We start from the raw sequence: 22,797 nt of genomic DNA on the forward strand, positions 1-22,797 counted from the left end.
GGATAAGTCTGTGGTTAAACTCTGGAAAGACTCGGCTGAGGGCCGTAGTTACTGGCTTGGCGCCATCGTCGGTTTTACCCTCAATCGTGCAAATTGCCATGGGGCTACACAGCAGGCTATTGAGGGTCAAGCAAAAAAATTTCCAAATTGCTCGCAAAGCCTTGTACACAGCGGGTTTCAGCTTTTCCACTTGCCCCCGGAAACTGTGGACCGGCCTGTGGATAAGGTGCGTGTACATGGCTGCAAGCCACGGCCAGTATGGCGTTCCTGATGTTGATCATTTTTCATACAAAAAACACAATCCCTGTAGGAGCTGTCGAGAGAAACGAGGCTGCGATCCCTTGATCTTGCTTCTAGAAAACAGGATCAAAAGATCGCAGCCTCGTTTCTCTCGACAGCTCCTACAAACAGAGGGCAATGGTTGCCGGTCGAAGCCGGGCCGGGCATGCTGCCAGCTGATTTTCTATTCCAATGGCTGCCCGTCAGCCGAAGCAAGGAGAACACGATGTCCAACACCCTGTTTATTACCGGCGCGACGTCCGGTTTTGGTGAAGCTTGTGCCCGTCGTTTTGCCGAGGCTGGCTGGAAACTGGTGCTGACAGGCCGTCGTGAAGAGCGCCTCAATGCCCTGTGCGCCGAGTTGTCGAAGCAGACTGAAGTCCATGGCCTGGTGCTCGACGTGCGTGACCGCAAGGCCATGGAGGAGGCGATTGCCAACCTGCCGCCGTCCTTCGCCAAACTGCGCGGGCTGATCAACAACGCTGGCCTGGCGCTGGGCGTCGACCCGGCGCCGAAGTGCGATCTGGATGATTGGGACACCATGGTCGACACCAACATCAAAGGCCTGATGTACAGCACTCGTCTGCTGTTGCCGCGCTTGATCGCCCATGGTCGTGGCGCCAGCATCATCAACCTGGGCTCTATCGCCGGCAGCTACCCGTACCCGGGCAGCCATGTGTATGGCGCGAGCAAGGCGTTTGTTAAACAGTTCTCGCTGAACCTGCGTTGCGACCTGCAAGGTACTGGCGTGCGCGTGAGCAACATCGAGCCAGGCCTGTGCGAAAGCGAATTCTCGCTGGTGCGTTTCGCCGGTGACCAGGAGCGCTACAACGCGACTTACGCCGGTGCCGAGCCGATCCAGCCGCAGGACATTGCCGACACCATTTTCTGGGTGCTCAACGCCCCGGCGCACATCAACATCAACAGCCTGGAGCTGATGCCGGTGAGCCAGACCTGGAGCGGGTTTGCCATTGAGCGCAATGCCAAGGCTTAAGACCGCGTAACGGCCGTTCGCGGGCAAGCCTCGCTCCTACAGAGGAATGCTTATCCCTGTAGGAGCGAGGCTTGCCCGCGAAGAGGCCCGCACAGGCAAAACACTTCATAAGCTAGACTCCTCGCCCAACACCCCCCACCGCAACTAGCGGTTTCAAGGTTTTCAGAGGAGGTTACGTGAGTAACCGAGGTGAGCAGTCACTGCTCAAACAATCGACCATCCTGATGCTCGCCGTGGCAATCGCCGGGATTGTCACCGGTTTTATTTCGGGCGCCCAATCCATCCTGTTCGATGGTTTTTTTTCGCTGATCGCGACCTTTATCAAAGTCCTGATGCTGATCACCGCCAAGCTGATCGCCAAGGAAAGTAACCAGCGCTTCCAGTTCGGCTTCTGGCACCTGGAGCCGATGGTGCTGCTGATCGAAGGCAGCTTCCTGTTCTTGATCGCCATCTACGCCTTTCTCAACGGTGTGTTCGGCATCATCAATGGCGGCCGCGAGATCGAGCTCGGGCTGGTGATCATCTACGCGGCGGTGTTTACCGTTGTCGAGTTCGCCTATTTCTTCTACGTCCGCCATCGCAATCGAAAGCTCAAATCAACGCTGATCCAGTACGACAACATCAGTTGGCTGGTGGACGCGATGCTATCGGTGGGCCTGCTGGTGAGTTTCCTGACCGCGCTGCTGCTCAAGTCGCAGGGTTATGACCGATGGGCGGTATACGTCGACCCGCTGATCCTGATTCTACTGGCCCTGAGCATGCTCGCCCCGGCCTTCAAAATCCTCGGCCCGGCCTTGCGCGATGTGCTGGGGATTGCGCCGGATCAACTGGACGACAAGGTGCGCCAGGTGATGGACGCGGCGACCCTCGAGCATGGTTTCGACGACTACGTTTCCTACGTGCAGAAGCACGGGCGCGCGCGTTTCATCGAAATTCATGTGGTGTTGCCGGCGCATTACCGGCTGGAGAGCGTGGGGCAGTTGGACCGCTTGCGCGAGGAGATTTCGGCGAAGCTTGGCAAGCCGGATGCGGCGAGATGGCTGACGATCAGTTTTACCGGGGACCGGAAGTGGATTGCCTGATTTTCCGGTGAACGCTTCGAGATCATCGCGAGCAAGCTCGCTCCTACAGGGGAACGCGATCCAATGTGGGAGCGGGCTTGCTCGCGAAGGCAATCTCTCAGTCAGCGAATATAGTCGACTAATCCGCGATAGCACGTTGCCAGATGATAAGGCGTGGTCGAAGGCATGTCCTGACGGCTCACCTCACCCTGCTCATCGCGACACTCATACCAACCGCCGGCATGCAGAAACCGCTGTTGCAACGCCTGCAACTGATGCAGCACAGCCGTCTCGCTGCCTGGTCGCAAGGTCAGCGCCCGCAGGTATTCGGCTTGCGCCCAGATTCTTTGGGTAGCGTCTTTAGGTTGGCCATCCAGATCGAGCATCGCCCGAACAGCCCCCGTCTGTGGATCAACACCCCTCTGTTCCGTGAACGCAAACGCGCGCGCCAGAGACGTGTGCAAGGCCGAGCCGCGCAGCAGCGGCGACGATTCCAGCAAGAAAAACCACTCGAACTGATGCCCCGGTTCAAACCAGTTATCCACAGCCCCCAGCGGCTTCTCCATTAACACGCCGTCGTGCGGATCGATAAAACGCTGCTGCAGAGCTGTGCATAACTCGACGAGCACGCCTTGCACGGCCACGTCTTCGCGCACGGACAGCGTGGCGAGGAAGGCTTCGGCCAGGTGCATCAACGGGTTCTGCAGCGGCCCGGTGTTCAGCGACGACCAGTTACGGTCGAGGCTGGCTTCGTACAGGCCGTCGCCTGTTGCGAAGCGTTGCGCAAGCACTTCGAGTGCGGCGTTGAGCACCGATTCCACCAGCGGTTCGCGCACTTTGTCCCAGTAGTGGGCGCAGGCGAACAGGATAAACGCGTGGGTGTAGAGGTCTTTGCGCTGATCCAGCGGCGCACCGTGCGGGTCGATGCTGTAGAACCAGCCACCGTGCTCGGCGTCGTGGAAATGCTGCTGCAAGGAACGGAACAGCGCCGCTGCACGCGCTTCGGCGCCCGGCACCTGGCCGATCAGGCTGGAAAACAGATACAGCTGCCGTGCACAGGCCATGGCACGGTAGCGTTGAGGAGGCAGCGGTTGATGCTCGGCGTCGAGGGCCTCAAAGGGCAACGCCATGTCGGCATTCCAGCCGGGGCCTTGCCAGAGCGGCACGATCACGTCCAGGAAATGCTGTTGCACCGAGGCGAACAGGGCGGTCAATTCAGGCAGGGAGGCGGAGCGGGAAGCATGCGGCATTGGCTGGCGTCGTCACGGCAGGGGCGATTGCGCGACATGGTAGCAGAGAGGACGGCTTGGAAGCTGTGATGCCTGATAGGCCGCCTTCGCGGGCAAGCCTCGCTCCTACAGGTTATCCGTCGTCTGATCCGACAAAATTCCTGTAGGAGCGAGGCTTGCCCGCGAAGAGGCCATCAAAGCCAATAAAGCTTTCAGCCTGCGAGCAACCACACCCCAGTCGCCGCCGAAGCCGCACCCGCCAACCGAACCAACGGCGCCGCCGCCTGAGGCAATACGCGCACCACCGCATAACCGGCCGCATGCAAAGCTGCCGTCGCCGCGACAAACCCGGCGGCATACGCCCAAGGGCTCGACATCTCAGGCAGCTCCAGCCCATGCGCCACACCATGGAACAGCGCAAACAACGCCGTAGCACCGACTGCGACGCTCAACGGCGGACGCACCGCCAACGCCACCGCCAGCCCCAATGCCAGCACCGACGCCGCAATCCCGCCTTCCAGCGCCGGCAGGTTCAGCCCTGCAAAACCCAGCATTCCACCGATCAACATCGTGCCAACAAAGGCGCACGGCAGCGCCCAGCGCGCGGCGCCTTTCTGCTGCGCCGCCCACAAACCCACCGCCACCATCGCCAGCAAATGATCGAGGCCACCGATCGGGTGGCCGATGCCGGCGATCAAGCCGTTGTCGCCGTGACCGGGGTGGGCGAAGGCGATGGCCGGGGTCAGCAGCAGGGCCATGGCGCCGAGAATGCGTTTAAGTGACATGGATAAGCTTCCTTGTTGATAACTTTTTGTGGATGACGAATCAGGCGGCGGTCAGCAAACCCTGACGCTCGATGAAGGCGATGATTTCTTCCAGGCCCAAGCCGGTTTTCTGGTTGCTGAAGACGAAGGGCTTGCCGTTGCGCATGCGCTGGGTGTCGCTGTCCATCATCTCCAGCGACGCGCCCACCAACGGCGCGAGGTCGACCTTGTTTATCACCAGCAAATCGGATTTGCAGATCCCCGGGCCACCCTTGCGCGGCAGCTTGTCGCCGGCCGAGACGTCGATCACGTAGATCGTCAGGTCGGACAGTTCCGGGCTGAACGTCGCCGAGAGGTTGTCGCCACCGGACTCCACCAGAATCAGGTCCAGCCCCGGAAAGCGCCGGTTCAATTGATCCACGGCTTCGAGGTTGATCGAGGCGTCTTCGCGGATCGCCGTGTGCGGGCAACCGCCGGTTTCCACGCCAATGATCCGTTCCGGCGCCAGGGCTTCGTTGCGCACCAGAAAATCGGCGTCTTCGCGGGTGTAGATGTCGTTGGTGACGACGGCCAGGTTGTAACGGTCGCGCAGAGCCAGGCACAGGGCCAGGGTCAGGGCGGTTTTGCCGGACCCGACCGGGCCGCCGATGCCGACGCGCAGAGGTTGTGTGTTCATGTGCTTCTCCAAATTAAAGGGCCCAAAATAAAAGGCCCTAGGAACGGAATAGTCGGCTGTACTGGCGCTCATGGGCCATGCATGCCAGGGACAGGCCGAACGCGGCGCTGCCAAAGTGTTCGGGTTTGATTCGGCTGGCGCTCTGCTGGGCCTCTTGCAGCAGCGGCAACAGTTCGCTGGTCAGGCGCTGCGCGGCTTGCTGGCCCAGCGGCAGGGTTTTCATCAACACCGCCAACTGGTTTTCCAGCCAGCTCCAGAGCCAGGCGGCCAAGGCGTCTTGCGGGCTGATATTCCAGGCGCGCGCGGCCAGCGCCCAGCCGAGCGCGAGGTGCGGCTCGGGGCGTTGTTCGAGAAAGGCGCGGGCCGGCGCATCCAGCTCCGGCAAACCGTTGAGCAGTTGCTGCAACGAATAGCCCATCTGCCGACTTTCCTGATGCAGCTCGCGAGTTTCCCGACTGGCGCGGTGTTCTTCGCAGCGTTGCAGCAGCTCGCCCCAGTCTTCCTCGGACGCGGCCACGCAATGGGCGAGCAGCAACGGTGCCTCGAAACGGGCGAGATTGAGCAGCAACTGATCGCTGATCCAGCGGCGCGCACTGCCGGCATCATCCACGCGGCCGTTATCCACCGCCATTTCCAGGCCCTGGGAATAGCTGTAGCCGCCAATCGGCAACTGCGGACTGGCCAGACGCAACAGCGCCCAGGCCGGGTTCATAAACGGACGCCGAACTGGTGCAGTTTCGGCGGGTAGTTGAAATCTTCGTCGCCGTGGCGCGAATGGTGATGACCGCCGCCGTAGGCGCCGTGTTCTGGCTGGAACGGTGCTTCGATGTGCTCGGTGCTGGCGCCCAGTTGTTCGAGCATCGCCTTGAGCACGTAATCGTCGAGCAGGCGCAACCAGCCGTCGCCGACTTGCAGGGCGACGTGGCGGTTGCCCAAGTGATAGGCGGCGCGGGTCAGTTCGAAGGCATTGGCGCAGGTGACGTGCAGCAGTTGTTCGGGGCGGGCGCAGACGCGGACGATGCGTCCGTCCTCTGCCTCCAGGCATTCGCCGTCATACAGCGGCGGTTGACCGCGCTCCAAAAACAGTCCGACGTCTTCACCTTCGGCACTGAAACAGCGCAAACGGCTTTTGCTCCGGGCTTCGAAGTTGAGGTGCAACTCGGCGGCCCAGACAGGTTGAGGGTCGATTCTGCGATGAATCACCAGCATCGGAAGGCTTCCAGCTATAGACAATAGTCAGGCTAGAGCAAGGGGCTTGCCAATCGGGCGATCTGTAGGAAATGTCTGATGGAGTTGAGTGAGAGATTCAAAATGCCACGGATTTTTGAATTGATTTGGTGCGGGAGAATGTCGGGCGCACCAAATTGCAGCGAGGTCGATGTTTCATGTGGGAGCGGGCTTGCTCGCGAAGGCGTCGTGCCAGTCAACATTGATGTTGAATGTGCCGGCGCCTTCGCGAGCAAGCCCGCTCCCACAGGAGTTATTCGGTGCTGCCCAAGCCTTGCCAATGCTTGAGGCCGATAAAGATGAAGCGCAACTGTTGGGTGATTTTCGCCTGAGGTGTCAGGTGCTCAGGCAGCGCTTCGGCCGGCGGATCGATGATGTCCGGCAAGGTCGCGAACACGCTTTTGACAATCAGGTCAGCCATAACGCTCAGGCCGGCGAGGTCCAGATGTTGCAGTTTTGGCATCAGCGACAGGTCAGCCGCGAGGTCCGAGCTGATGTCTTCGCGCAAACGGCCGATGGCCAGGCGCACCGGCAGCGAGCCGCCGTACTGTTCGCGGGCCAGAAACAGGAACTGCGAGCGATTGGCTGACACCACGTCGAGAAAAATCCGCACCGAGGCATCGATGATGCCGCCCATGACGAACTCGTTGTGGCGTACCAGGCGGATGGTTTCACGGAAGGTCTGACCAACTTCACTGACCAGCACCAGGCCCAACTCGTCCATATCGGCGAAGTGGCGGTAGAAACCGGTGGGTACGATCCCGGCGGTTTTCGCGACTTCGCGCAGGCTCAGGCTGCCGAATCCTCGGCCGCATTCCATCAAATGGCGAGCAGCGTCCATCAGGGCGTTGCGGGTCTGTTGTTTCTGTTCGGCGCGGGGCAACATCGCAAAGGTGTTTTCTGGATAAGACAGCGGCGCACTCTAGCAAATCGGCTTTGCCGGCGTCGAACGACTATAGAGGGGATCAAGCGGGGAAATGCGACTTCTACAAGGTCAAACGCTTTAAAAGTCAAAAGCCCAATCCGGGGATTGGGCTTTTTTTCAAGGCCGCCATGCGCTTAGCTCAGGCCGCTGTTGCGTTCGATTACACGGTCACCACCACCTTCAGCAAGGGTTTGGCCTTGTGGGGTGCGATCGGAACCGTCGGCCGCCAGGGTTTGGCCCTGTGGAGTGCGGTCGGAACCGTCGGCCGCCAGGGTTTGGCCTTGTGGGGTGCGATCGGAACCGTCAGCCGCCAGGGTTTGGCCTTGTGGGGTGCGGTCGGAACCGTCGGCCGCCAGGGTTTGGCCTTGTGGGGTGCGATCGGAACCGTCAGCCGCCAGGGTTTGGCCTTGTGGGGTGCGATCGGAACCGTCAGCCGCCAGGGTTTGGCCCTGTGGAGTGCGATCCGAACCATCTTGAGAGATCAGGCCTTTTTCTTTCAGGCGATCATTACCACCTTCAGCGACGGTTTGGCTGAACACCGAGTGAGTGGATTTCACTTGTGGGGTAGCCTGGTCAGCCGCTGGCAGTGCAAAAGCAGTGCTGGCTAAAAGAGAGAGGGAAAGGCTAAGCAGTAATTGGCGTTTCATGATTGGGTGCTCCGTAGGAGGGCGATAAAGTGGGTACGAGGGCAATGCTACTCTCGATAAGTCGATATAAAAGTTCATAAACGCAATGGTAATAATCAACGGAATTGATTGTTCCGTTGAAAGGCTCTAGAACGGGCGTTTCCGGCGGATGTTTTTGCGCCGAGGTGGGTATTTTCGACCCACTCGCGCCTCGCAAAAGTGCGGGGGCGGTAACGCTCGATTCGGAGGGCAGGGTGTTCCCGGCCGATTATTTGAGCGTTAAGCGGTATTTCGGTTAAACCTGCGAGTCGTTTTTCAGTCGTAGATTCCATGGCAGGCCGGTTCTGGCCTAACGTTTCATCGATGCGTCGCAGTCCGGGCGCTCAGTCGTATCAGGAGCCCTGTGCAATGACGCGCACTCGTAAAATTGTTGTCTGGACCTTTGCCAGCCTGGTTGTCCTGCTGGCGGTATTGGTTCTGATCATCGTGTTCTTCGATTGGAACCGGATCAAACCACCGCTCAATGCCAAAGTGTCCGAAGAGCTGCACCGCCCGTTCGCCATCAATGGCAACCTGGCGGTGGTCTGGCGGCGCGAACTCGATGAAGGCGGCTGGCGCGCCTGGGTGCCGTGGCCGCATGTGGTGGCCGAAGACCTGAGCCTGGGCAACCCGGACTGGTCGAAGCAACCGCAGATGGTCACCCTCAAGCGTGTCGAGCTGCGCATCTCGCCCCTGGCCTTGCTGGCCCAGCGTGTGGTGATCCCGCGTATCGACCTCACCGAACCCAATGCCGATTTGCAGCGTTTGGCCGATGGTCGCGCCAACTGGACCTTCACGTTCGACCCGAAAGACCCGAACGCCGAGCCTTCACCGTGGGTGGTGGACATCGGCGCGATTGGCTTCGACAAGGGCCACGTCACCCTCGACGATCAGAACCTTAAAACTCAGCTGGACTTGATCATCGACCCGCTGGGCAAACCGATTCCGTTCAGTGACATCGTTGGCGACAAAGCGGCGAAAACCGCACAGGAGAAGGGCGCCGCGCCGCAGGATTACGCGTTTGCCATAAAGGTCAAAGGCCAATACCACGGCCAGAAACTGGCTGGCGACGGCAAGGTTGGCGGCCTGTTGGCGTTGCAGGATGCGGCCAAGCCGTTCCCGCTCCAGGCCCAGGTGAAGATTGCCGATACCAGCGTCGAACTCGCCGGCACCTTGACCGACCCGTTGAACCTTGGCGCATTGGATTTGCGCTTGAAACTGGCCGGCAACAGCCTGGGCAATCTCTATCCGCTGACCGGCGTAACCCTGCCGGACACCCCGCCGTATGCCACCGACGGTCACCTGATCGCCAAGCTGCACGAGGCGGACGGCGCGCAATTTCGCTATGAAGAGTTCAACGGCAAGATCGGTGAGAGCGACATCCATGGCAGCCTGGCCTACGTCGCCAGCCAGCCACGGCCCAAACTCAGCGGCTCGCTGGTGTCCAATCAGCTGCTGTTTACCGACCTCGCACCGCTGATCGGCGCCGACTCCAACGCCAAGCAAAAGGCCCGTGGCGGTGAAAGCAAACAGCCAGCGGACAAGGTGTTGCCGGTCGAAGAGTTCAAGACCGATCGCTGGCGCGACATGGACGCCGATGTCGAATTCACCGGCAAGCGCATCGTCCATAGCGAAAAGTTGCCGTTCAAGGATCTCTACACCCACCTGATACTCACCGACGGCGTGCTCAGCCTCGAACCGCTGCGCTTCGGCGTGGCGGGGGGCACGCTGGATGCGCAGATCCGCTTGAATGGTCACACCGAGCCACTGGAAGGCCGGGCCAAACTGACCGCGCGCAAGTTCAAGCTCAAGCAGTTGTTCCCGACCTTTGAACCGATGAAAACCAGCTTCGGCGAGCTTAATGGCGATGCCGATATCACCGGTCGCGGCAACTCGGTGGCCAAATTGCTGGGCAGCGCCAATGGCAATCTGAAAATGCTGATCAACGACGGCGCGATCAGCCGCGAGTTGATGGAACTGGCGGGGCTGAACGTGGGTAACTACGTGGTCGGCAAGATCTTTGGTGACAAGGAAGTGAAGATCAACTGCGCGGCGGCCGACTTCGACATCAAGACCGGGTTGGCGACGACGCGGCTGTTTGTGTTTGATACCGAGAACGCGATCATCTATATCGATGGCACGGCGAACATGGCTACCGAGCAACTGGACCTGACCATTACCCCTGAATCGAAAGGCTGGCGCCTGATTTCGTTGCGTTCACCGCTGTATGTGCGGGGCAAGTTCATCAAGCCAGATGCGGGGGTGAAGGCTGTGCCATTGATGTTGCGCGGGGCCGGGATGGTGGCGTTGGGCGTGATTGCCGCGCCGGCGGCGGGGTTGCTGGCGCTGGTGGCGCCGAGCGGGGGCGAGCCGAATCAGTGTGCGCCGTTGTTGGAGCAGATGAAGGCCGGCAAGGCGCCAGTGACCGTCAAGCCGACCAAGTGATTGGGTGGCTTTGAGGGCCTCTTCGCGGGCAAGCCTCGCTCCTACAGGTTTTGTAGTGACCTGTAGGAGCGAGGCTTGCCCGCGAAGGCGGTCTATCGGGTGCTACATATCTCTCAGCAGGTCGGCCATGTCATCGGCATGCTCTTCTTCCTGAGCCAGGATGTCTTCGAAGATGCGCCGGGTGGTCGGGTCTTTTTCGCCCACGTACTGAATGATCTCGCGGTAGCTGTCGATGGCGATGCGCTCGGCGACCAGGTCTTCATAGACCATCTCTTTGAGTGAATTGCCAGCCACGTACTGAGCGTGGGAGTTTTTCGACAGCAGGTCAGGGTTGAACTCCGGTTCTCCGCCCAATTGCACGATGCGCTCGGCCAGTCGGTCGGCGTGTTCGGCTTCCTGGGTCGCGTGTTCGAGGAATTCGTCGGCGGCGACTTGGGCTTTCAGGCCGTTCGCCATGAAGTAGTGGCGCTTGTAGCGCAACACGCAGACCAGTTCGGTGGCCAGCGAGGCGTTGAGCAGGCGCAGCACTTCTTCACGGTCGGCGCTGTAGCTTTCGGTCACCGCGCCATTCTCGACGTTCTTGCGCGCACGCTCGCGGAGGGTGGTTACATCAGACAAATGCATGTCGCTCATCTCGATCTCCTGGAGGCTAATCCGGTGGGCGTCACGCCTCTGAGGACGTGATCGCTACTTAAGGTGTGAGTGATGAGCGCAGCGAAAGTTTTAAGTAATTTGCTGAGCGTCAGAGATCGCCGCCTGCGATCTGGGCAACAGGCCTGACAGCGCCGCCTCTTCGCGCAACCACGCAAAAAACGCCCGGACCGGCGGATGTCGCTCGCGACCCGGTACGCACAGTGCGGCATAGCCGGCACCGTCAACCTGAACATCGCCCCGATAAGCCACGAGCAACTCGTTGGCCACGCTCTCCGACACCAGAATACTGCTCGCCAGCACCAGGCCTTGCCCGGCAATCGCCGCTTGCAGGGCGTAATGCTCTTCGTCGTATTCACGCACGGCCGGTTGCCCTGTCAGCCAGGCCTCGCCGGACTGCGCGCACCAGGCTTCCCAGCCTTGGGCATAGAGCTTGGAGTTGTGCCAACGCACGCTGATCAGCGTGGGTGCCTGATCAGCGGCGAGCGCCACTTGCTCCGGCGAGCCATACACCGCAAACGATTCATCGAACAGGCACAGCCCGTAAAGGTTTGGATAGTCGTCGAGGCTGTAGCGCACCACCAGATCGACGCTGGCGTCCTGATGCAGATCGATGACCTCGCAATGGGTGTCGAGCCGCAGGCTGATGTTCGGGTGGCGGGCGTAGAACCGTCCCAGGCGCGGCACCAGCCATAACGCGGCGAAGGCCGCGGTGGTGGAGATTGTCAGGCTCGCGCCGCTGCGCTGCGGGCGCAAGGTGTCGACGCTTTGCGCCACTTCCAGAAACGCCCCGTGCAAGCTGCGGAACAGCCGCTCGCCACAGTCGGTGAGCCGCACTTGCCTGGGCAGTCGCTCGAACAGCGGCACACCCAACCAACTCTCCAGCGAACGAATCTGATGAGACACCGCCGTCGGCGTCACCGAGAGTTCTTCAGCGGCCGCCTTGAAGCTCAACAAGCGCGAGGCGGATTCAAAAGCACGCAGGGCGGTCAGCGGCAGCGAAGCAAACATTGAGAACTCCATGGATGAAATGGATTCATCCAGACTGATTTCTACTCATTTGAAGGGAGGCCGCAAGGAGCTTCAAGCTGACAGCCACAAGCAGTTTAGTCCTTAAGGAGATTCAGATGAGCAGAATTCTTGCCGTTCACGCCAGTCCCCGTGGCGACCGTTCACACTCCCGTCGTTTGGCCGAGGTATTTCTGTCGGCCTGGCAGACGTTCAACCCTCAATCGCAGCTGACTCGTCGCGAAGTCGGCCGGGCATTGATTCCACCGGTCAACGAAGCTTTTGTCGCCGCCGCGTTTTACCCCGAGCCCGATGCCCGGCCGCTGTCGATGCAGGCTGACCTGGCGTTCAGCGATGAGTTGGTGGGCGAATTGCTCGGTCACGATTTGCTGGTGATCTCCACGCCCATGCACAACTTCAGCGTGCCCAGCGGCCTCAAGGCCTGGATCGATCAGATCGTGCGACTTGGGTTGACCTTCAATCACACCCTCGACAATGGCGTCGCCCAGTACCAGCCGCTGGTGCGAGGCAAAAAAGCCTTGATCGTCACCAGTCGCGGCGGGTTTGGTTTTGGCCCGGGCGGTGAATTGGAAGCGTTGAACCATGCCGATCCGCTATTACGCACGGCGCTGGGATTCATCGGCATCACCGACGTCACCGTGGTGGCCGCCGAGGGCGAAGAATCTGCCGAACGGACCTTCCAGATTTCGGCGGCCGAGGCCGAGCAGCGATTGCTGGCGCTGGCCAGGGAGTTCTAGATGGCCTGGTTGTTTTTGCTGATCGCCGCCGGGTTCGAAGTCACCTTCGCCATGGGCATGAAGTACGCCGAAGGTTTCACCCGGCTCTGGCCGTCGCTGATCACCGTCGTGGCGGCAGTGGGCGGGATCTACTTCCTGACCCTGGCCATGCGCGAGTTGCCGGTCAGTATTGCCTACCCGATCTGGACCGCGATCGGTTCCCTGGGCACGGTGTTTCTTGGCTTCGCGCTGCTCGGTGAAAGCCTGACGGCGGTCAAACTGGTGTCGGTCGGACTTATCGTGGCAGGCGTGGTGGGGCTGAAATAGGGCGGATGTCATAGACTGGTCGTCGAGTTGTCATCTTCGGTGATGATGCTTGGCGGGTGTCTTGCATTCAGCCTTGCGTCACCTCACCGACCACAAGGAAGTCCGCCCATGTCGCAAGGTTCCGCCACGCGTTACCCGTTGGTGCTGGTCCCGGGAATGCTCGGGTTTATCCGTCTGCTGCTCTATCCGTACTGGTACGGGATCATTGCGGCGCTGCGCCGGGATGGCGCCACGGTGATTGCGGTGCAGGTCTCGCCACTGCATTCCAGCGAAGTGCGCGGCGAGCAGCTGCTGGCGCGGATCGAGGAAATCCTCCGGGAAACCGGGGCCGAGAAGGTCAACCTGATCGGCCACAGCCAAGGTTCGCTGGCCGCGCGCTACGCCGCCGCCAAACGCCCGGACCGGGTCGCCTCGGTCACTTCGGTGGCCGGGCCCAATCACGGGTCGGAGCTGGCGGATTACCTGCACAAACACTATCCGGGAGACAGCGCCAAGGGCCGGATCCTGAGCGTTTTGCTGCGCTGGATCGCGGCGCTGATGAGCCTGCTGGAAACCGGCTATCGCGGGCCGAAATTGCCGGTGGATGTCCATGCCTCCCATCATTCGCTGACGACGGAAGGCGTGACGCTGTTCAATCAACGTTATCCACAGGGCCTTCCCGAGACGTGGGGCGGGCATGGGCCGGAAGAGGTCAACGGCGTACGGTATTACTCCTGGTCGGGGACGTTGCAGCCGGGCAAGACCGATCGCGGGCGCAATCTGTTCGATGGGACGAATCGCAGTTGCCGGTTGTTTGCCAAGACCTTCGTTCGGGAAACCGGGCATTGCGACGGGATGGTCGGGCGTTACAGCTCGCACCTGGGGACGGTGATTGGCGATGAGTACCCGATGGATCACTTCGATATCGTTAATCAGTCGTTGGGGTTGGTGGGGAAGGGGGCTGAGCCGATTCGGTTGTTTGTCGAGCATGCGGCGCGGTTGAAAGCGGCAGGGGTTTAACCGGTAGACCGAGTCATCGTTCTTCGCGAGCAAGCCCGCTCCCACATTTGACCGCAGCCATCCGGACGACGCCGATCAAATGTGGGAGCGGGCTTGCTCGCGAAGTCGCCAGATCAGGCAACACAAACCTTGCGGCCTAAAACTGTGGTCCAGCGCTCCGAAAGAATCACCCGACCCAACGTCAACATCCCGCCCACCAGGTGATACAGCGCCAACTGCTCATGCAGCACCGCCGCCGCAATCAGCGCAGTAATCAACGGCAGCAAATTAAAAAAAAGCGTGGTCCGGCTCGGCCCAAGGCGCACCACCGCTTGCATCCACGCCAACGGCGCAATCATCGAAGCCAGCAGGCAGGCATAGAGCACCAGCGGAATGTTTTGCAGGGTCAGGCCGGTTTTCTGTGAGAACAGAAACAGCGGAAACAGCACCATCACCGCCACCCACACCTGCAAATACAACAACACCAGCGGCGGCAGACGCAGCTGCCACTTTTTCAGCAGGGTGCTGTAGATCGCGTAGGCCAGGGTCGCGATGAGCATCATCGCGTCGCCCAGATTCACCCCGTGCTCCAGCAGCACGCCGAGGCTGCCGGACGACACCACCACCAGCACGCCCGCGAACGACAACACCGCACCAGCCAATGCGCCGGCAGTCAGGCGCTGGCCGAGGCTGACAATCGCCATGGCCAGGGACATCAATGGCATCAGCGACAGAATGATGCCCATGTTGGTCGCCGTGGTAAGGCCGGCGGCGAAATACGCCAGGCTTTGATAGACCGCCATACCGAGCACACCGAGGACAAAGATCTTGCCCAGGTTTGGGCGGATCAGCGGCCAATGGGCGATCACCGGTTTGAGCATAAAGGGCGTGAACAGCAGCCCGGCCAGCAGCCAGCGGTAGAAACCAATCTCGGCGGGAAAGATGGCCCCGGCCGACATTTTGGTAATCACGGTGTTGCCGGCCCAGATGAAAATGGCCAGCAGGGGATAAGCGTATTGCATCGGATAAAACCAGAACGTTAATGAGGGGTGATTATCGCCTGTCTGGATACAAGCCTATACTTCGATCCAGACAATCGGCCCCTGATGACGGACAGCATGACCAGTAAACACATCGACCTGCTGGATTTCAGCCAGTTGCCGGCCCCGGTGTACTTCCGCTATGCCGACTTTGACGCGCACCGTTTTGCCTCGGCTCACCGTCATCCGTGGGGCACGCTGGAGTATTCGGCCCACGGCGTGTTGCACATGGAAATCGGCGGCAGCCGCTTCATGTCGCCGCCGCAATACGCGGTTTGGGTGCCGCCGCAGACCGAGCACAGTTTCTACAGCAACCAGCCGATCAACTATCGCGCGGTGTGTCTCGATCCGCCGTTGTGCCGCGATCTGCCGCAACAGGCCTGCACCCTGGCCATCAGCGACATCCTCAAAGCGATCCTCAAAGACTTTGCTGCCCGGGACGTGAAGATCCCCGAGCAGGACGCTGACAAGCGACTGGCCCAAGTGCTGGTGGATCAGCTGCAACAGGCGCCGGTGCATGAGTGCTACTTGCCCTACGCCAGTAGCGCCGGGCTGCTCGGGATACTCGAAGCCTTGCAGGCCGAGCCTGGGGATAACCGGCCCTTGGCGGAGTGGGCGGCGCAGATCCATGTCAGCGAACGCACGCTGGCACGGCAGTTCGTCCGCGAGTTGGGCATGAGTTTCGGCGAGTGGCGCCAGCGCTTGCGGTTTCTGGCGGCGATTGAAGCGCTGGACAGCCCACGCAGCATCCAGGAAATCGCCTTCGACATGGGTTACAGCACCGGCTCGGCGTTTATTGCGATGTTCCAGCGTCAGGCCGGGTGCACGCCGGAACAGTACCGACGCAGCCAGCTTGAGGGCAGGAAGGCGTAACAGGCTTTGTCTACACTGCACAACGAGGCCGTGCCCCTCGGTGCGGTAAAAGGAGAAAACTCCATGAAGATGTTGCGTGTCCCTTTGTTGATGATCGGCTTGCTGCTCTGCTCCCAGGGCTTCGCCGCCACGGCCCAACAGAACAAAATGACCACCTGCAACGCCGACGCTACCGCAAAAAGCCTCAAGGGCGATGAGCGCAAGACATTCATGAGCACATGCCTGAAAGCGGCGCCCGCCGCCAACGACGCGAAGACCCTGACCCCGCAGCAAGAGAAGATGAAAACCTGCAACGCCGACGCCGCCACCAAAGCCTTGAAGGGTGATGAGCGCAAGGCGTTCATGAGTAACTGTCTGAAGAATAAATAAGTAGGAGATATTTGCGGTGACCCTACTGGCCTCTTCGCGAGCAAGCCCGCTCCCACATTAGATCGAGTTTCGCCAGATGGAATGCGGTCGAATGTGGGAGCGGGCTTGCTCGCGAAGAGGCCGGCAGGGACGCTGCAAAAACTAGCCAGAGCCCCCCACCAAGGTCGACCTACACAATCCCTAGTGCTGACATCAGAACGCTGGCAGACTGCCAATCCTTTTACGCCGTTCGTTTTGAGGCTGTATGCCAACGTTTTCTCAACGCCAAGTTTTGCTGCTAATCAGTTGGGTCATAATTTTCGGTGGGCTGCTGCTGGTGATTCCGCTGCGCCTGCTGCCCAGCCTGCTGGCCGGGCTCCTGGTGTTTGAACTGGTCAACATGCTCACCCCGCAATTGCAGCGGCTGATCGAAGGTCGGCGTGCACGTTGGCTGGCGGTGGCGTTGCTGGGCACCTTGGTGGTCAGCGTGTTGACGCTGATCTTCGCCGGTGCCATCAGCTTTCTGCTGCACGAAGCGGAAAACCCCGGCGCCTCCCTCGACAAATTCATGCACGTGGTCGACCGCGCACGCGGGCAACTGCCGCCGTTCATCGACGCTTATCTGCCGGCCAGTGCCGCCGAGTTCCGCGTGGCCATCGGCGAGTGGATGAGCAAACACCTCAGTGACTTGCAACTGGTGGGCAAGGACGCGGCGCACATGTTCGTGACGCTGCTGATCGGCATGGTATTGGGGGCGATCATTGCCTTGCAGCGCGTGCCGGACGTGACCAAGCGCAAGCCACTGGCCGCCGCGCTGTTCGACCGCCTGCACCTGTTGGTCCAGGCATTTCGCAACATCGTGTTCGCGCAGATCAAGATTTCCCTGCTCAACACCTTCTTCACCGGGATCTTCCTGGCGGTGGTCCTGCCGATGTTCGGCATCAAACTGCCGCTGACCAAAACCCTGATCGTGCTGACCTTCCTGCTCGGCTTGTTGCCGGTGATCGGCAACCTGATGTCGAACACGCTGATCACCATCGTCGGCCTGTCGCTGTCGATCTGGGTGGCAATGGCCGCGCTGGGTTATCTGATTTTTATCCACAAGCTCGAATACTTTCTCAACGCGCGCATCGTCGGCGGGCAGATCAGTGCCAAGTCATGGGAGTTGCTGCTGGCAATGTTGGTGTTCGAGGCCGCGTTCGGCCTGCCGGGGGTGGTGGCGGGGCCGATTTATTACGCGTACCTGAAGAGTGAGTTGAAGCAGGTGGGGATGGTTTGATCCCAGGGATGTAGTGCCTGGCAGGGCCTCTTCGCGAGCAAGCCCGCTCCCACATTAGATCGAGTTCCTCCAGATGGAATGCGGTCAAATGTGGGAGCGGGCTTGCTCGCGAAAGGCGCGCCTCGGTTTCAGGTCAATCCATCGTGCCGTAACGTTTCGCCGCCTCAATCGCCAACCCGCTACCGATGCTGCCAAAGATGTTCCCTTCCACATGCCGGGCATTCGGCAACATCGCCGAAACGCTGTTGCGCAATGCCGGAATCCCGCTCGAACCACCGGTGAAGAACACCGTATCCACCTGATCAACCCGCACGTTGGCGTCGGTCAGCAGCTGGGTCACGCTGTTGCGCACGCGCTCCAGCAGGTTGTCGATGGCCGATTCGAACAGCGCCCGGCTCAGTTCCACGCTCAGCCCCGGCTCGATGCGGTCCAGCGGCACATGGCGGCTGTCGGCGTGGGTTAGCTGGATCTTGGTTTCTTCCACTTCCATGGCCAGCCAATGTCCGGCGCGCTGGTCGATCAGCTTGAACAGGCGATCGATGCCGCCGGTGTCTTCGATGTCGTAGCGCATGCTGCCCAGCGCCAACGTCGACTTCTGCGAGTACACCGAGTTGATGGTGTGCCAGGTCGCCAGGTTCATGTGGTGGCTGGTCGGCATGTAGGCGCCGCTCTTCATGCGGCTGCCGTAGCCGAACAGCGGCATCAGGCCTTGCAGGCTCAGCTGCTTGTCGAAATCGGTCCCGCCGATGTGCACGCCGCCCGTGGCGAGGATGTCATCGTGACGGTTGTCGTGGGTGCGGCGCTCGGGGGACAGGCGCACCAGCGAGAAGTCGGACGTACCCCCGCCGATGTCGACGATCAGCACCAGCTCTTCTTTTTCGATGGTCGATTCATAGTCAAACGCCGCTGCAATCGGTTCGTACTGGAACGACACATCCTTGAAACCAATGGCACGGGCCACGTCCACCAAGGTGTTTTCGGCTTCCTGGTCGGCCATTTCATCGTCATCGACGAAGAACACCGGACGGCCCAGCACCACTTCATCGAACTCGCGACCGGCGGCGGTCTCGGCGCGCTTCTTCAACTGGCCGATAAACAGCCCGAGCAGGTCCTTGAACGGCATCGCCGTGCCGAGAACGCTGGTGTCGTGCTTGATCAGCTTGGAACCCAACAGGCTCTTGAGCGAGCGCATCAGCCGGCCTTCATACCCTTCCAGGTACTCGTGCAGCGCCAGCCGGCCGTACACCGGGCGGCGTTCTTCCATATTGAAGAAGACCACCGAGGGCAGGGTGATCTTGTCGTCCTCCAGCGCGATCAGCGTTTCCATGCCGGGGCGCAGCCAGCCGACGGTGGAGTTGGACGTGCCGAAGTCGATACCGCAGGCACGGGCTGGAGATGCGTTTTTCATGTCTTTCGAGTTCCGGTTAAAAAACGGCCGCGCAGTGTATGCCAGTGCGGCGAATATTCGAAGGCCGACTATCCGCTAAATCTCAGCTATTAGCGCCTTGAAAGACTATCCTTTGCCCCAAACTTGTCTGCATTGGCCCTGGCAGCCCACGGCTGCCGATATAAACTTCTGATGCGCTACCCGGTCACAATAGTGCCCTGCCTCACAAGTACTGTTCCTTTTTGACGGCGGCTGTTGCTGCCATGCTGCGTTGCCGCTCCTCGCCATAGCTGGCTATGACTCGTCGCGGCGCCTTGCCTGGCAACAACAGCCACTCGCCAAAAAGGAACGTACTTATGAGGCAGGGCACTTGAGATCGGTCAACCCGACAGCCGGCAATAAGTGCATGCTGCCGGCGGTGGCGCGATTTTGATAACGGATGGTGATTCTCTCGATGGACTTCAAAGACTATTACAAGATTCTCGGTGTGGAGCCGACAGCGGACGATAAGGCGATCAAAGCCGCCTATCGCAAGCTCGCGCGCAAATACCACCCCGACGTCAGCAAGGAAAAGGACGCCGAGGCCAAGTTCAAGGACGCTTCGGAAGCCTATGAAGCGCTGAAAAGCGCCGACAAGCGCGCCGAATACGACGACTTGCGCAAATACGGCCAGCACGGCCAACCGTTCCAGGGCCCGCCAGGTTGGCAGGGGCGTGGTGCCGGTGGTTTCGGTGGTGGTCAGGACTCGGGCGATTTTTCGGACTTCTTCAGTTCGATCTTCGGCAGCCGTGGTCCTGGTTTTGGGGGTGGAGAGTCGCGTCGCAGCACCGGACGTCGAGGGCAAGACGTGGAAATGGAACTCGGAATTTTTCTGGAAGAAACCCTCTCGAACGAATCGAAGAAGGTCACCTTCCAGGTGCCGCAGTACAACGCTGCCGGCCAGCATGTCAGCAACACCAGCAAAAGCCTGAACGTGAAAATCCCGGCCGGCGTCGCCGACGGCGAGCGCATCCGCCTCAAGGGGCAGGGCGCACCGGGTGTCGGTGGCGGTGCCAATGGCGATTTGTACCTGATCATCCGTTTCGCGCCGCATCCGAAATACGACGTGGAAGGCGAGAACCTGATCATTACCTTGCCGCTGGCTCCCTGGGAGCTGGCATTGGGGACCGAAGTCGCGGTGCCGACGCTGACCGGCAAGATCAACCTCAAGGTCCCGGCCGGCAGCCAGAACGGCCAGCGCATGCGCGCCAAGGGCCACGGCCTGCTGAACAAGGCCGGCGAGCGCGGTTACCTGTTCGTGCAACTGAAGGCCGTTATGCCGAAAACCTCCAGCGATGAGGTCAAGGCGCTGTGGCAGGAACTGGCCGAAAAAGCCGCGTTCAACCCGCGAGAAAACTTCTGATCCCAGAGACGGAGTAGCCCACCATGAGCAATCCCCTGATCGTTCAACTGGACATGGCAGAATTCTGTGAGGCGACCGACCTGTCGGACGTCTACGTGATCGAAATCGTCGAACACGGCATCCTCGAACCTCAGGGCACACAGCCCAAGGATTGGCGGTTCACCGACTATGAGCTGGCGCTGGCCAAGCGCGCCGCCAAACTGCGCCGAGACCTGGAACTGGAATGGGAGGGGGTGGCTTTGGCGCTGGATCTGTTGGAAGAGGTCCAGCAACTGCGGGCGGAGAACCGGATGTTGAGGCAGCGGTTGGGGCGGTTGGTGGTGGAGTAGTCGTTGATAGTTTTGTGTCGCCTGACAGGGCCCCTTCGCGAGCAAGCCCGCTCCCACATTTGACCGCATTCCACCTGTAAGAACCCGTTTTAATGTGGGAGCGGGCTTGCTCGCGAAGAACGATAATGCGGTCTCCCGGGATTACACCTTCTTGGGCAGCACCACCGTAAACAACGTGCCATCGGCCTCGCTGGAACTGACTTCAATCGTCCCTCGATGGGCGTTGACCACTTCCTTGACAATGAACAACCCCAAACCGAGGCTGGTGGTGGGTTCACCCAGTTCTTCGTCGGCGCTGCGCACCAGCGGGTCGAAAATCGTCGCGATAGCGTCGGCCGGAATCGGTATGCCGTCGTTGTGCACGGTCAGTCGCACGCTGTCGGTATCGCCCGTGAGGGTCAAGGTGACGTCGCGCTTGCTCGATCCATGCTGCAACGCGTTGCCGATCAGGTTCTGCAGCATCTGGTCGAGTCTTCTTGGGTCCCACACCCCCCGGGTATCGCCCTGGATATCAATGGTCGGATCACATTCGGGATGACCGGCACAGGCCTGGGCTATCGCTTCATGGGCAGCTTCGGCCAGGTCCATCGGGGCCGGTTCGATGGGCAGGTTCTTGCCCAGGCGACTGCGCACCAGTTCCAGCAAATCGCTGACCATCATCGCCATGTGCCGGGTACCACGCTTGATGTGGTTCGCGCACGTCAGTGCGTCGCCTTCGAGGGTGGTTTTGCGCAGCAGCATTTCGGTGGACATGCTCACCGCTTGCAGGGGCGCACGCAGGTCGTGGCCGAGGATGGCCAAAAAGATGTCCCGCGAGCGATTGACCTGCTCGGCATAGGCAGCGGTGGACTCGGCGAGGGCTTCGTCGATGGCTTCGTTGAAGCGGATCATGTCCTGGAAATAGGACATGTCCGGGGACTCGAGGCTGTCGACCCACAGGCGAATGACACAGGCGCGCAAGTGGCGGAATTCACTGGTCATCTGCACCAGGTCAAACCCCACGGTATGGCGCAGCTCACCATGGCTGGCACCGGCCTCGTCCAGGCTCGGGGTTTTTTCCGGGCCTTCGCCACGGGCTTTCGCCAGTTGCTCGCTGGCGGTCTGAGGCTTGCTCATGTCCCGCGCAGCGGCCAGCAGGATCGACTTTGCGTGGTCACGCAACGCGGCGCGATCCATGGATTCGGCGGCCGGGGTGATAGTTTTAGCGAACTGCTCCCATTCATCGACGATGCGGTCTACGTGCTGGACGATGAATTCGGAAAGGCGCATGGCGGTTACCTGAGCATGAATCGAGGGACGACGAGTCGAATAGTAGCGCCTTTGGCGAGAAAAACACGACCGCTGATGCCGTCGGATATTTCCTCAATTTTTTCAACAGCTTCATCGCGCGTAGGGGTTCATCTTCGCGGATTAAACGCTATTTGGCGGCGCTTGTTTAAACCGCCTCAACGTTACTTGATGAAAGCTACAAAACTTTGTGCCGTTGCCTACAGCTACGCCAGAATCCGCTGGCTTGTGCGTCTTTGTGCCTGGGCATATCGTTTCCGTGTCGCTGAAAAACAGCGATCGGGTTTGGTAGCCCAGGTCAACTAGGCGCATAGCGTCACCCATTACAGAGCTCTTTAGGGCTTTGTTTTATGGTGGCCATGCGCAGGGCTCCTTCGGGGGCGCCGGGTCCTAGTTACCGGTCTACCAACCCGCGTATGGCCGCCACCCTTCGTTTGGTAGCGAGGGTTATGGCTCCTGTTTTCTCAACTAGGAGTTTCACTATGTTCAAAGACACACCGAATCCACCGGACACCGATCCGGCCTCGCCCTACGAATCCCTCGACTCCAACAAGCTCCACGAAGCCGCCGAGCGCGCCCTCGACCATCACTTCCCGCCCAGCGAAAAGAAACCACCGAAACGCAAAGGCCAGCTCTTCAGCGTCTGCACGGACGTCAACACTGAATCACTGCTGGCCAACGCCTCGGAAGACCTGCTGTCCATCAGCGCCATCGCCGCCAACCTCGCCGACCATGTGCAAGGCTCAAGCCGCTCCGTGGCCTTGGCGCTGAGCCGCATGGCTGATGGGGTGCATTTGTTGGTGGATAAGGCACTGGATCATCTGGATGAACCGGAAATGGCGGCTATCGTCGCCAAGCAACAAAGCCGAATGAGCTGACTCATAAA

At 60.3% G+C, this 22,797-nt stretch carries 24 protein-coding genes; 12 read left to right on the forward strand and 12 right to left on the reverse strand.

The genetic code is table 11. The features are described from left to right. The first annotated feature begins 505 nt into the window (after positions 1–505). Together ACIPL2_RS22160 and ACIPL2_RS22165 are read left to right on the forward strand one after the other, a co-directional pair. A complete protein-coding gene (locus ACIPL2_RS22160) occupies positions 506–1,273 on the forward strand; it encodes an SDR family oxidoreductase (protein ID WP_401359683.1) in 768 nt (255 codons plus the stop codon). A 176-nt stretch (positions 1,274–1,449) separates the two neighbouring features. Then, complete coding sequence (locus tag ACIPL2_RS22165; RefSeq protein WP_401359685.1) at positions 1,450–2,355, forward strand: cation diffusion facilitator family transporter; 906 nt, start codon at positions 1,450–1,452, stop codon at positions 2,353–2,355. A gap of 101 nt (positions 2,356–2,456) precedes the next feature. Here ACIPL2_RS22165 and ACIPL2_RS22170 read toward each other — a convergent pair whose 3' ends face one another. From ACIPL2_RS22170 to ACIPL2_RS22200, 7 genes are all read right to left on the reverse strand, one after another. Next, the gene (locus ACIPL2_RS22170; RefSeq protein ID WP_401359687.1) at positions 2,457–3,584 is read right to left on the reverse strand and encodes an AGE family epimerase/isomerase; all 1,128 of its coding nucleotides are present in this window, start codon (positions 3,582–3,584) and stop codon (positions 2,457–2,459) included. Between the two features lie 191 nt (positions 3,585–3,775). After that, complete coding sequence (locus tag ACIPL2_RS22175) at positions 3,776–4,348, reverse strand: HupE/UreJ family protein (RefSeq protein WP_401359689.1); 573 nt, start codon at positions 4,346–4,348, stop codon at positions 3,776–3,778. Between the two features lie 40 nt (positions 4,349–4,388). After that, positions 4,389–5,003 carry an urease accessory protein UreG gene (ureG, locus tag ACIPL2_RS22180; protein ID WP_059405780.1) on the reverse strand — a complete coding sequence of 205 codons (615 nt, stop codon included), beginning with the start codon at positions 5,001–5,003 and terminating at the stop codon, positions 4,389–4,391. Between the two features lie 37 nt (positions 5,004–5,040). Continuing rightward, on the reverse strand, positions 5,041–5,715 hold the full coding sequence (locus tag ACIPL2_RS22185) for an urease accessory protein UreF (RefSeq protein ID WP_401359692.1): 675 nt from the start codon (positions 5,713–5,715) through the stop codon (positions 5,041–5,043). After that, the gene (gene ureE / locus ACIPL2_RS22190; RefSeq protein WP_401359695.1) at positions 5,712–6,212 is read right to left on the reverse strand and encodes an urease accessory protein UreE; all 501 of its coding nucleotides are present in this window, start codon (positions 6,210–6,212) and stop codon (positions 5,712–5,714) included. The genes ACIPL2_RS22185 and ureE overlap by 4 nt, the downstream gene beginning before the upstream one ends. A 271-nt stretch (positions 6,213–6,483) precedes the next feature. Beyond that, positions 6,484–7,116 (reverse strand): TetR family transcriptional regulator, encoded by a 633-nt coding sequence (locus tag ACIPL2_RS22195; protein WP_401359697.1) that lies wholly within the window; start codon positions 7,114–7,116, stop codon positions 6,484–6,486. Between the two features lie 173 nt (positions 7,117–7,289). Further along, a complete protein-coding gene (locus ACIPL2_RS22200) occupies positions 7,290–7,802 on the reverse strand; it encodes a hypothetical protein (protein ID WP_401359699.1) in 513 nt (170 codons plus the stop codon). Between the two features lie 387 nt (positions 7,803–8,189). Between ACIPL2_RS22200 and ACIPL2_RS22205 the strand changes: the two genes are divergently transcribed. Continuing rightward, complete coding sequence (locus ACIPL2_RS22205; RefSeq protein WP_401359701.1) at positions 8,190–10,265, forward strand: AsmA family protein; 2,076 nt, start codon at positions 8,190–8,192, stop codon at positions 10,263–10,265. A 102-nt stretch (positions 10,266–10,367) separates the two neighbouring features. Here the strand turns inward: ACIPL2_RS22205 and ACIPL2_RS22210 are convergent, their stop codons facing one another. After that, complete coding sequence (locus ACIPL2_RS22210; protein WP_059405774.1) at positions 10,368–10,898, reverse strand: bacterioferritin; 531 nt, start codon at positions 10,896–10,898, stop codon at positions 10,368–10,370. Positions 10,899–10,988: 90 nt separating this feature from the next. Further along, on the reverse strand, positions 10,989–11,939 hold the full coding sequence (locus ACIPL2_RS22215) for a LysR substrate-binding domain-containing protein (RefSeq protein WP_401359705.1): 951 nt from the start codon (positions 11,937–11,939) through the stop codon (positions 10,989–10,991). Positions 11,940–12,043: 104 nt separating this feature from the next. On the opposite strand from ACIPL2_RS22215, the gene ACIPL2_RS22220 reads away from it, so the two are divergent. The 3 genes from ACIPL2_RS22220 (at position 12,044) to ACIPL2_RS22230 (ending at position 13,987) form a co-directional block, all read left to right on the forward strand. Beyond that, entirely contained in the window at positions 12,044–12,682 is a 639-nt protein-coding gene (locus ACIPL2_RS22220) for an FMN-dependent NADH-azoreductase (protein WP_401359708.1), read from the forward strand. Then, the gene (locus ACIPL2_RS22225; RefSeq protein WP_034149667.1) at positions 12,683–12,988 is read left to right on the forward strand and encodes a multidrug efflux SMR transporter; all 306 of its coding nucleotides are present in this window, start codon (positions 12,683–12,685) and stop codon (positions 12,986–12,988) included. It abuts the gene before it with no gap. 108 nt (positions 12,989–13,096) lie between these two features. Then, the gene (locus tag ACIPL2_RS22230; protein ID WP_401359711.1) at positions 13,097–13,987 is read left to right on the forward strand and encodes an alpha/beta fold hydrolase; all 891 of its coding nucleotides are present in this window, start codon (positions 13,097–13,099) and stop codon (positions 13,985–13,987) included. A gap of 113 nt (positions 13,988–14,100) precedes the next feature. Here ACIPL2_RS22230 and ACIPL2_RS22235 read toward each other — a convergent pair whose 3' ends face one another. Further along, positions 14,101–14,988, reverse strand: coding sequence for a DMT family transporter (locus tag ACIPL2_RS22235; protein WP_401359714.1), 888 nt, complete (start codon positions 14,986–14,988; stop codon positions 14,101–14,103). Between the two features lie 96 nt (positions 14,989–15,084). Here ACIPL2_RS22235 and ACIPL2_RS22240 point away from each other — a divergent pair, with 96 nt between their 5' ends. The 3 genes from ACIPL2_RS22240 (at position 15,085) to ACIPL2_RS22250 (ending at position 17,506) form a co-directional block, all read left to right on the forward strand. Next, positions 15,085–15,879 (forward strand): AraC family transcriptional regulator, encoded by a 795-nt coding sequence (locus ACIPL2_RS22240; RefSeq protein WP_401359717.1) that lies wholly within the window; start codon positions 15,085–15,087, stop codon positions 15,877–15,879. 63 nt (positions 15,880–15,942) lie between these two features. After that, positions 15,943–16,248 (forward strand): PsiF family protein, encoded by a 306-nt coding sequence (locus tag ACIPL2_RS22245; RefSeq protein ID WP_401359719.1) that lies wholly within the window; start codon positions 15,943–15,945, stop codon positions 16,246–16,248. 244 nt (positions 16,249–16,492) lie between these two features. Beyond that, positions 16,493–17,506 (forward strand): AI-2E family transporter, encoded by a 1,014-nt coding sequence (locus ACIPL2_RS22250; protein WP_401359722.1) that lies wholly within the window; start codon positions 16,493–16,495, stop codon positions 17,504–17,506. Positions 17,507–17,639: 133 nt separating this feature from the next. Here the strand turns inward: ACIPL2_RS22250 and ACIPL2_RS22255 are convergent, their stop codons facing one another. After that, the gene (locus ACIPL2_RS22255; protein WP_401359724.1) at positions 17,640–18,914 is read right to left on the reverse strand and encodes an Hsp70 family protein; all 1,275 of its coding nucleotides are present in this window, start codon (positions 18,912–18,914) and stop codon (positions 17,640–17,642) included. 433 nt (positions 18,915–19,347) lie between these two features. Between ACIPL2_RS22255 and ACIPL2_RS22260 the strand changes: the two genes are divergently transcribed. Continuing rightward, positions 19,348–20,295, forward strand: coding sequence for a DnaJ C-terminal domain-containing protein (locus tag ACIPL2_RS22260; protein WP_401359727.1), 948 nt, complete (start codon positions 19,348–19,350; stop codon positions 20,293–20,295). A gap of 23 nt (positions 20,296–20,318) precedes the next feature. Beyond that, positions 20,319–20,624, forward strand: a complete 306-nt coding sequence (locus ACIPL2_RS22265; RefSeq protein ID WP_401359730.1) for a chaperone modulator CbpM — start codon at positions 20,319–20,321, stop codon at positions 20,622–20,624. A gap of 141 nt (positions 20,625–20,765) precedes the next feature. Here ACIPL2_RS22265 and ACIPL2_RS22270 read toward each other — a convergent pair whose 3' ends face one another. After that, the gene (locus ACIPL2_RS22270; protein WP_401359733.1) at positions 20,766–21,893 is read right to left on the reverse strand and encodes a sensor histidine kinase; all 1,128 of its coding nucleotides are present in this window, start codon (positions 21,891–21,893) and stop codon (positions 20,766–20,768) included. Between the two features lie 500 nt (positions 21,894–22,393). Here ACIPL2_RS22270 and ACIPL2_RS22275 point away from each other — a divergent pair, with 500 nt between their 5' ends. After that, the gene (locus ACIPL2_RS22275) at positions 22,394–22,789 is read left to right on the forward strand and encodes a DUF6124 family protein (RefSeq protein ID WP_401359736.1); all 396 of its coding nucleotides are present in this window, start codon (positions 22,394–22,396) and stop codon (positions 22,787–22,789) included. Positions 22,790–22,797 lie beyond the last annotated feature (8 nt).

Origin of the sequence: Pseudomonas sp. NPDC086251 (genome assembly GCF_044746405.1) — a bacterium.
Lineage (GTDB): Bacteria > Pseudomonadota > Gammaproteobacteria > Pseudomonadales > Pseudomonadaceae > Aquipseudomonas.

Excerpts from the sequence above, each read along its gene's own strand:
- ACIPL2_RS22160 (WP_401359683.1), top strand. The coding sequence starts at position 506 with ATGTCCAACACCCTGTTTATTACCGGCGCGACGTCCGGTTTTGGTGAA.
- ACIPL2_RS22170 (WP_401359687.1), bottom strand. The coding sequence starts at position 3,584 with ATGCCGCATGCTTCCCGCTCCGCCTCCCTGCCTGAATTGACCGCCCTG.
- ACIPL2_RS22175 (WP_401359689.1), bottom strand. The coding sequence starts at position 4,348 with ATGTCACTTAAACGCATTCTCGGCGCCATGGCCCTGCTGCTGACCCCG.
- ureG (WP_059405780.1), bottom strand. The coding sequence starts at position 5,003 with ATGAACACACAACCTCTGCGCGTCGGCATCGGCGGCCCGGTCGGGTCC.
- ACIPL2_RS22185 (WP_401359692.1), bottom strand. The coding sequence starts at position 5,715 with ATGAACCCGGCCTGGGCGCTGTTGCGTCTGGCCAGTCCGCAGTTGCCG.
- ureE (WP_401359695.1), bottom strand. The coding sequence starts at position 6,212 with ATGCTGGTGATTCATCGCAGAATCGACCCTCAACCTGTCTGGGCCGCC.
- ACIPL2_RS22195 (WP_401359697.1), bottom strand. The coding sequence starts at position 7,116 with ATGTTGCCCCGCGCCGAACAGAAACAACAGACCCGCAACGCCCTGATG.
- ACIPL2_RS22200 (WP_401359699.1), bottom strand. The coding sequence starts at position 7,802 with ATGAAACGCCAATTACTGCTTAGCCTTTCCCTCTCTCTTTTAGCCAGC.
- ACIPL2_RS22205 (WP_401359701.1), top strand. The coding sequence starts at position 8,190 with ATGACGCGCACTCGTAAAATTGTTGTCTGGACCTTTGCCAGCCTGGTT.
- ACIPL2_RS22210 (WP_059405774.1), bottom strand. The coding sequence starts at position 10,898 with ATGAGCGACATGCATTTGTCTGATGTAACCACCCTCCGCGAGCGTGCG.
- ACIPL2_RS22215 (WP_401359705.1), bottom strand. The coding sequence starts at position 11,939 with ATGGAGTTCTCAATGTTTGCTTCGCTGCCGCTGACCGCCCTGCGTGCT.
- ACIPL2_RS22220 (WP_401359708.1), top strand. The coding sequence starts at position 12,044 with ATGAGCAGAATTCTTGCCGTTCACGCCAGTCCCCGTGGCGACCGTTCA.
- ACIPL2_RS22225 (WP_034149667.1), top strand. The coding sequence starts at position 12,683 with ATGGCCTGGTTGTTTTTGCTGATCGCCGCCGGGTTCGAAGTCACCTTC.
- ACIPL2_RS22230 (WP_401359711.1), top strand. The coding sequence starts at position 13,097 with ATGTCGCAAGGTTCCGCCACGCGTTACCCGTTGGTGCTGGTCCCGGGA.
- ACIPL2_RS22235 (WP_401359714.1), bottom strand. The coding sequence starts at position 14,988 with ATGCAATACGCTTATCCCCTGCTGGCCATTTTCATCTGGGCCGGCAAC.
- ACIPL2_RS22240 (WP_401359717.1), top strand. The coding sequence starts at position 15,085 with ATGACCAGTAAACACATCGACCTGCTGGATTTCAGCCAGTTGCCGGCC.
- ACIPL2_RS22245 (WP_401359719.1), top strand. The coding sequence starts at position 15,943 with ATGAAGATGTTGCGTGTCCCTTTGTTGATGATCGGCTTGCTGCTCTGC.
- ACIPL2_RS22250 (WP_401359722.1), top strand. The coding sequence starts at position 16,493 with ATGCCAACGTTTTCTCAACGCCAAGTTTTGCTGCTAATCAGTTGGGTC.
- ACIPL2_RS22255 (WP_401359724.1), bottom strand. The coding sequence starts at position 18,914 with ATGAAAAACGCATCTCCAGCCCGTGCCTGCGGTATCGACTTCGGCACG.
- ACIPL2_RS22260 (WP_401359727.1), top strand. The coding sequence starts at position 19,348 with ATGGACTTCAAAGACTATTACAAGATTCTCGGTGTGGAGCCGACAGCG.
- ACIPL2_RS22265 (WP_401359730.1), top strand. The coding sequence starts at position 20,319 with ATGAGCAATCCCCTGATCGTTCAACTGGACATGGCAGAATTCTGTGAG.
- ACIPL2_RS22270 (WP_401359733.1), bottom strand. The coding sequence starts at position 21,893 with ATGCGCCTTTCCGAATTCATCGTCCAGCACGTAGACCGCATCGTCGAT.
- ACIPL2_RS22275 (WP_401359736.1), top strand. The coding sequence starts at position 22,394 with ATGTTCAAAGACACACCGAATCCACCGGACACCGATCCGGCCTCGCCC.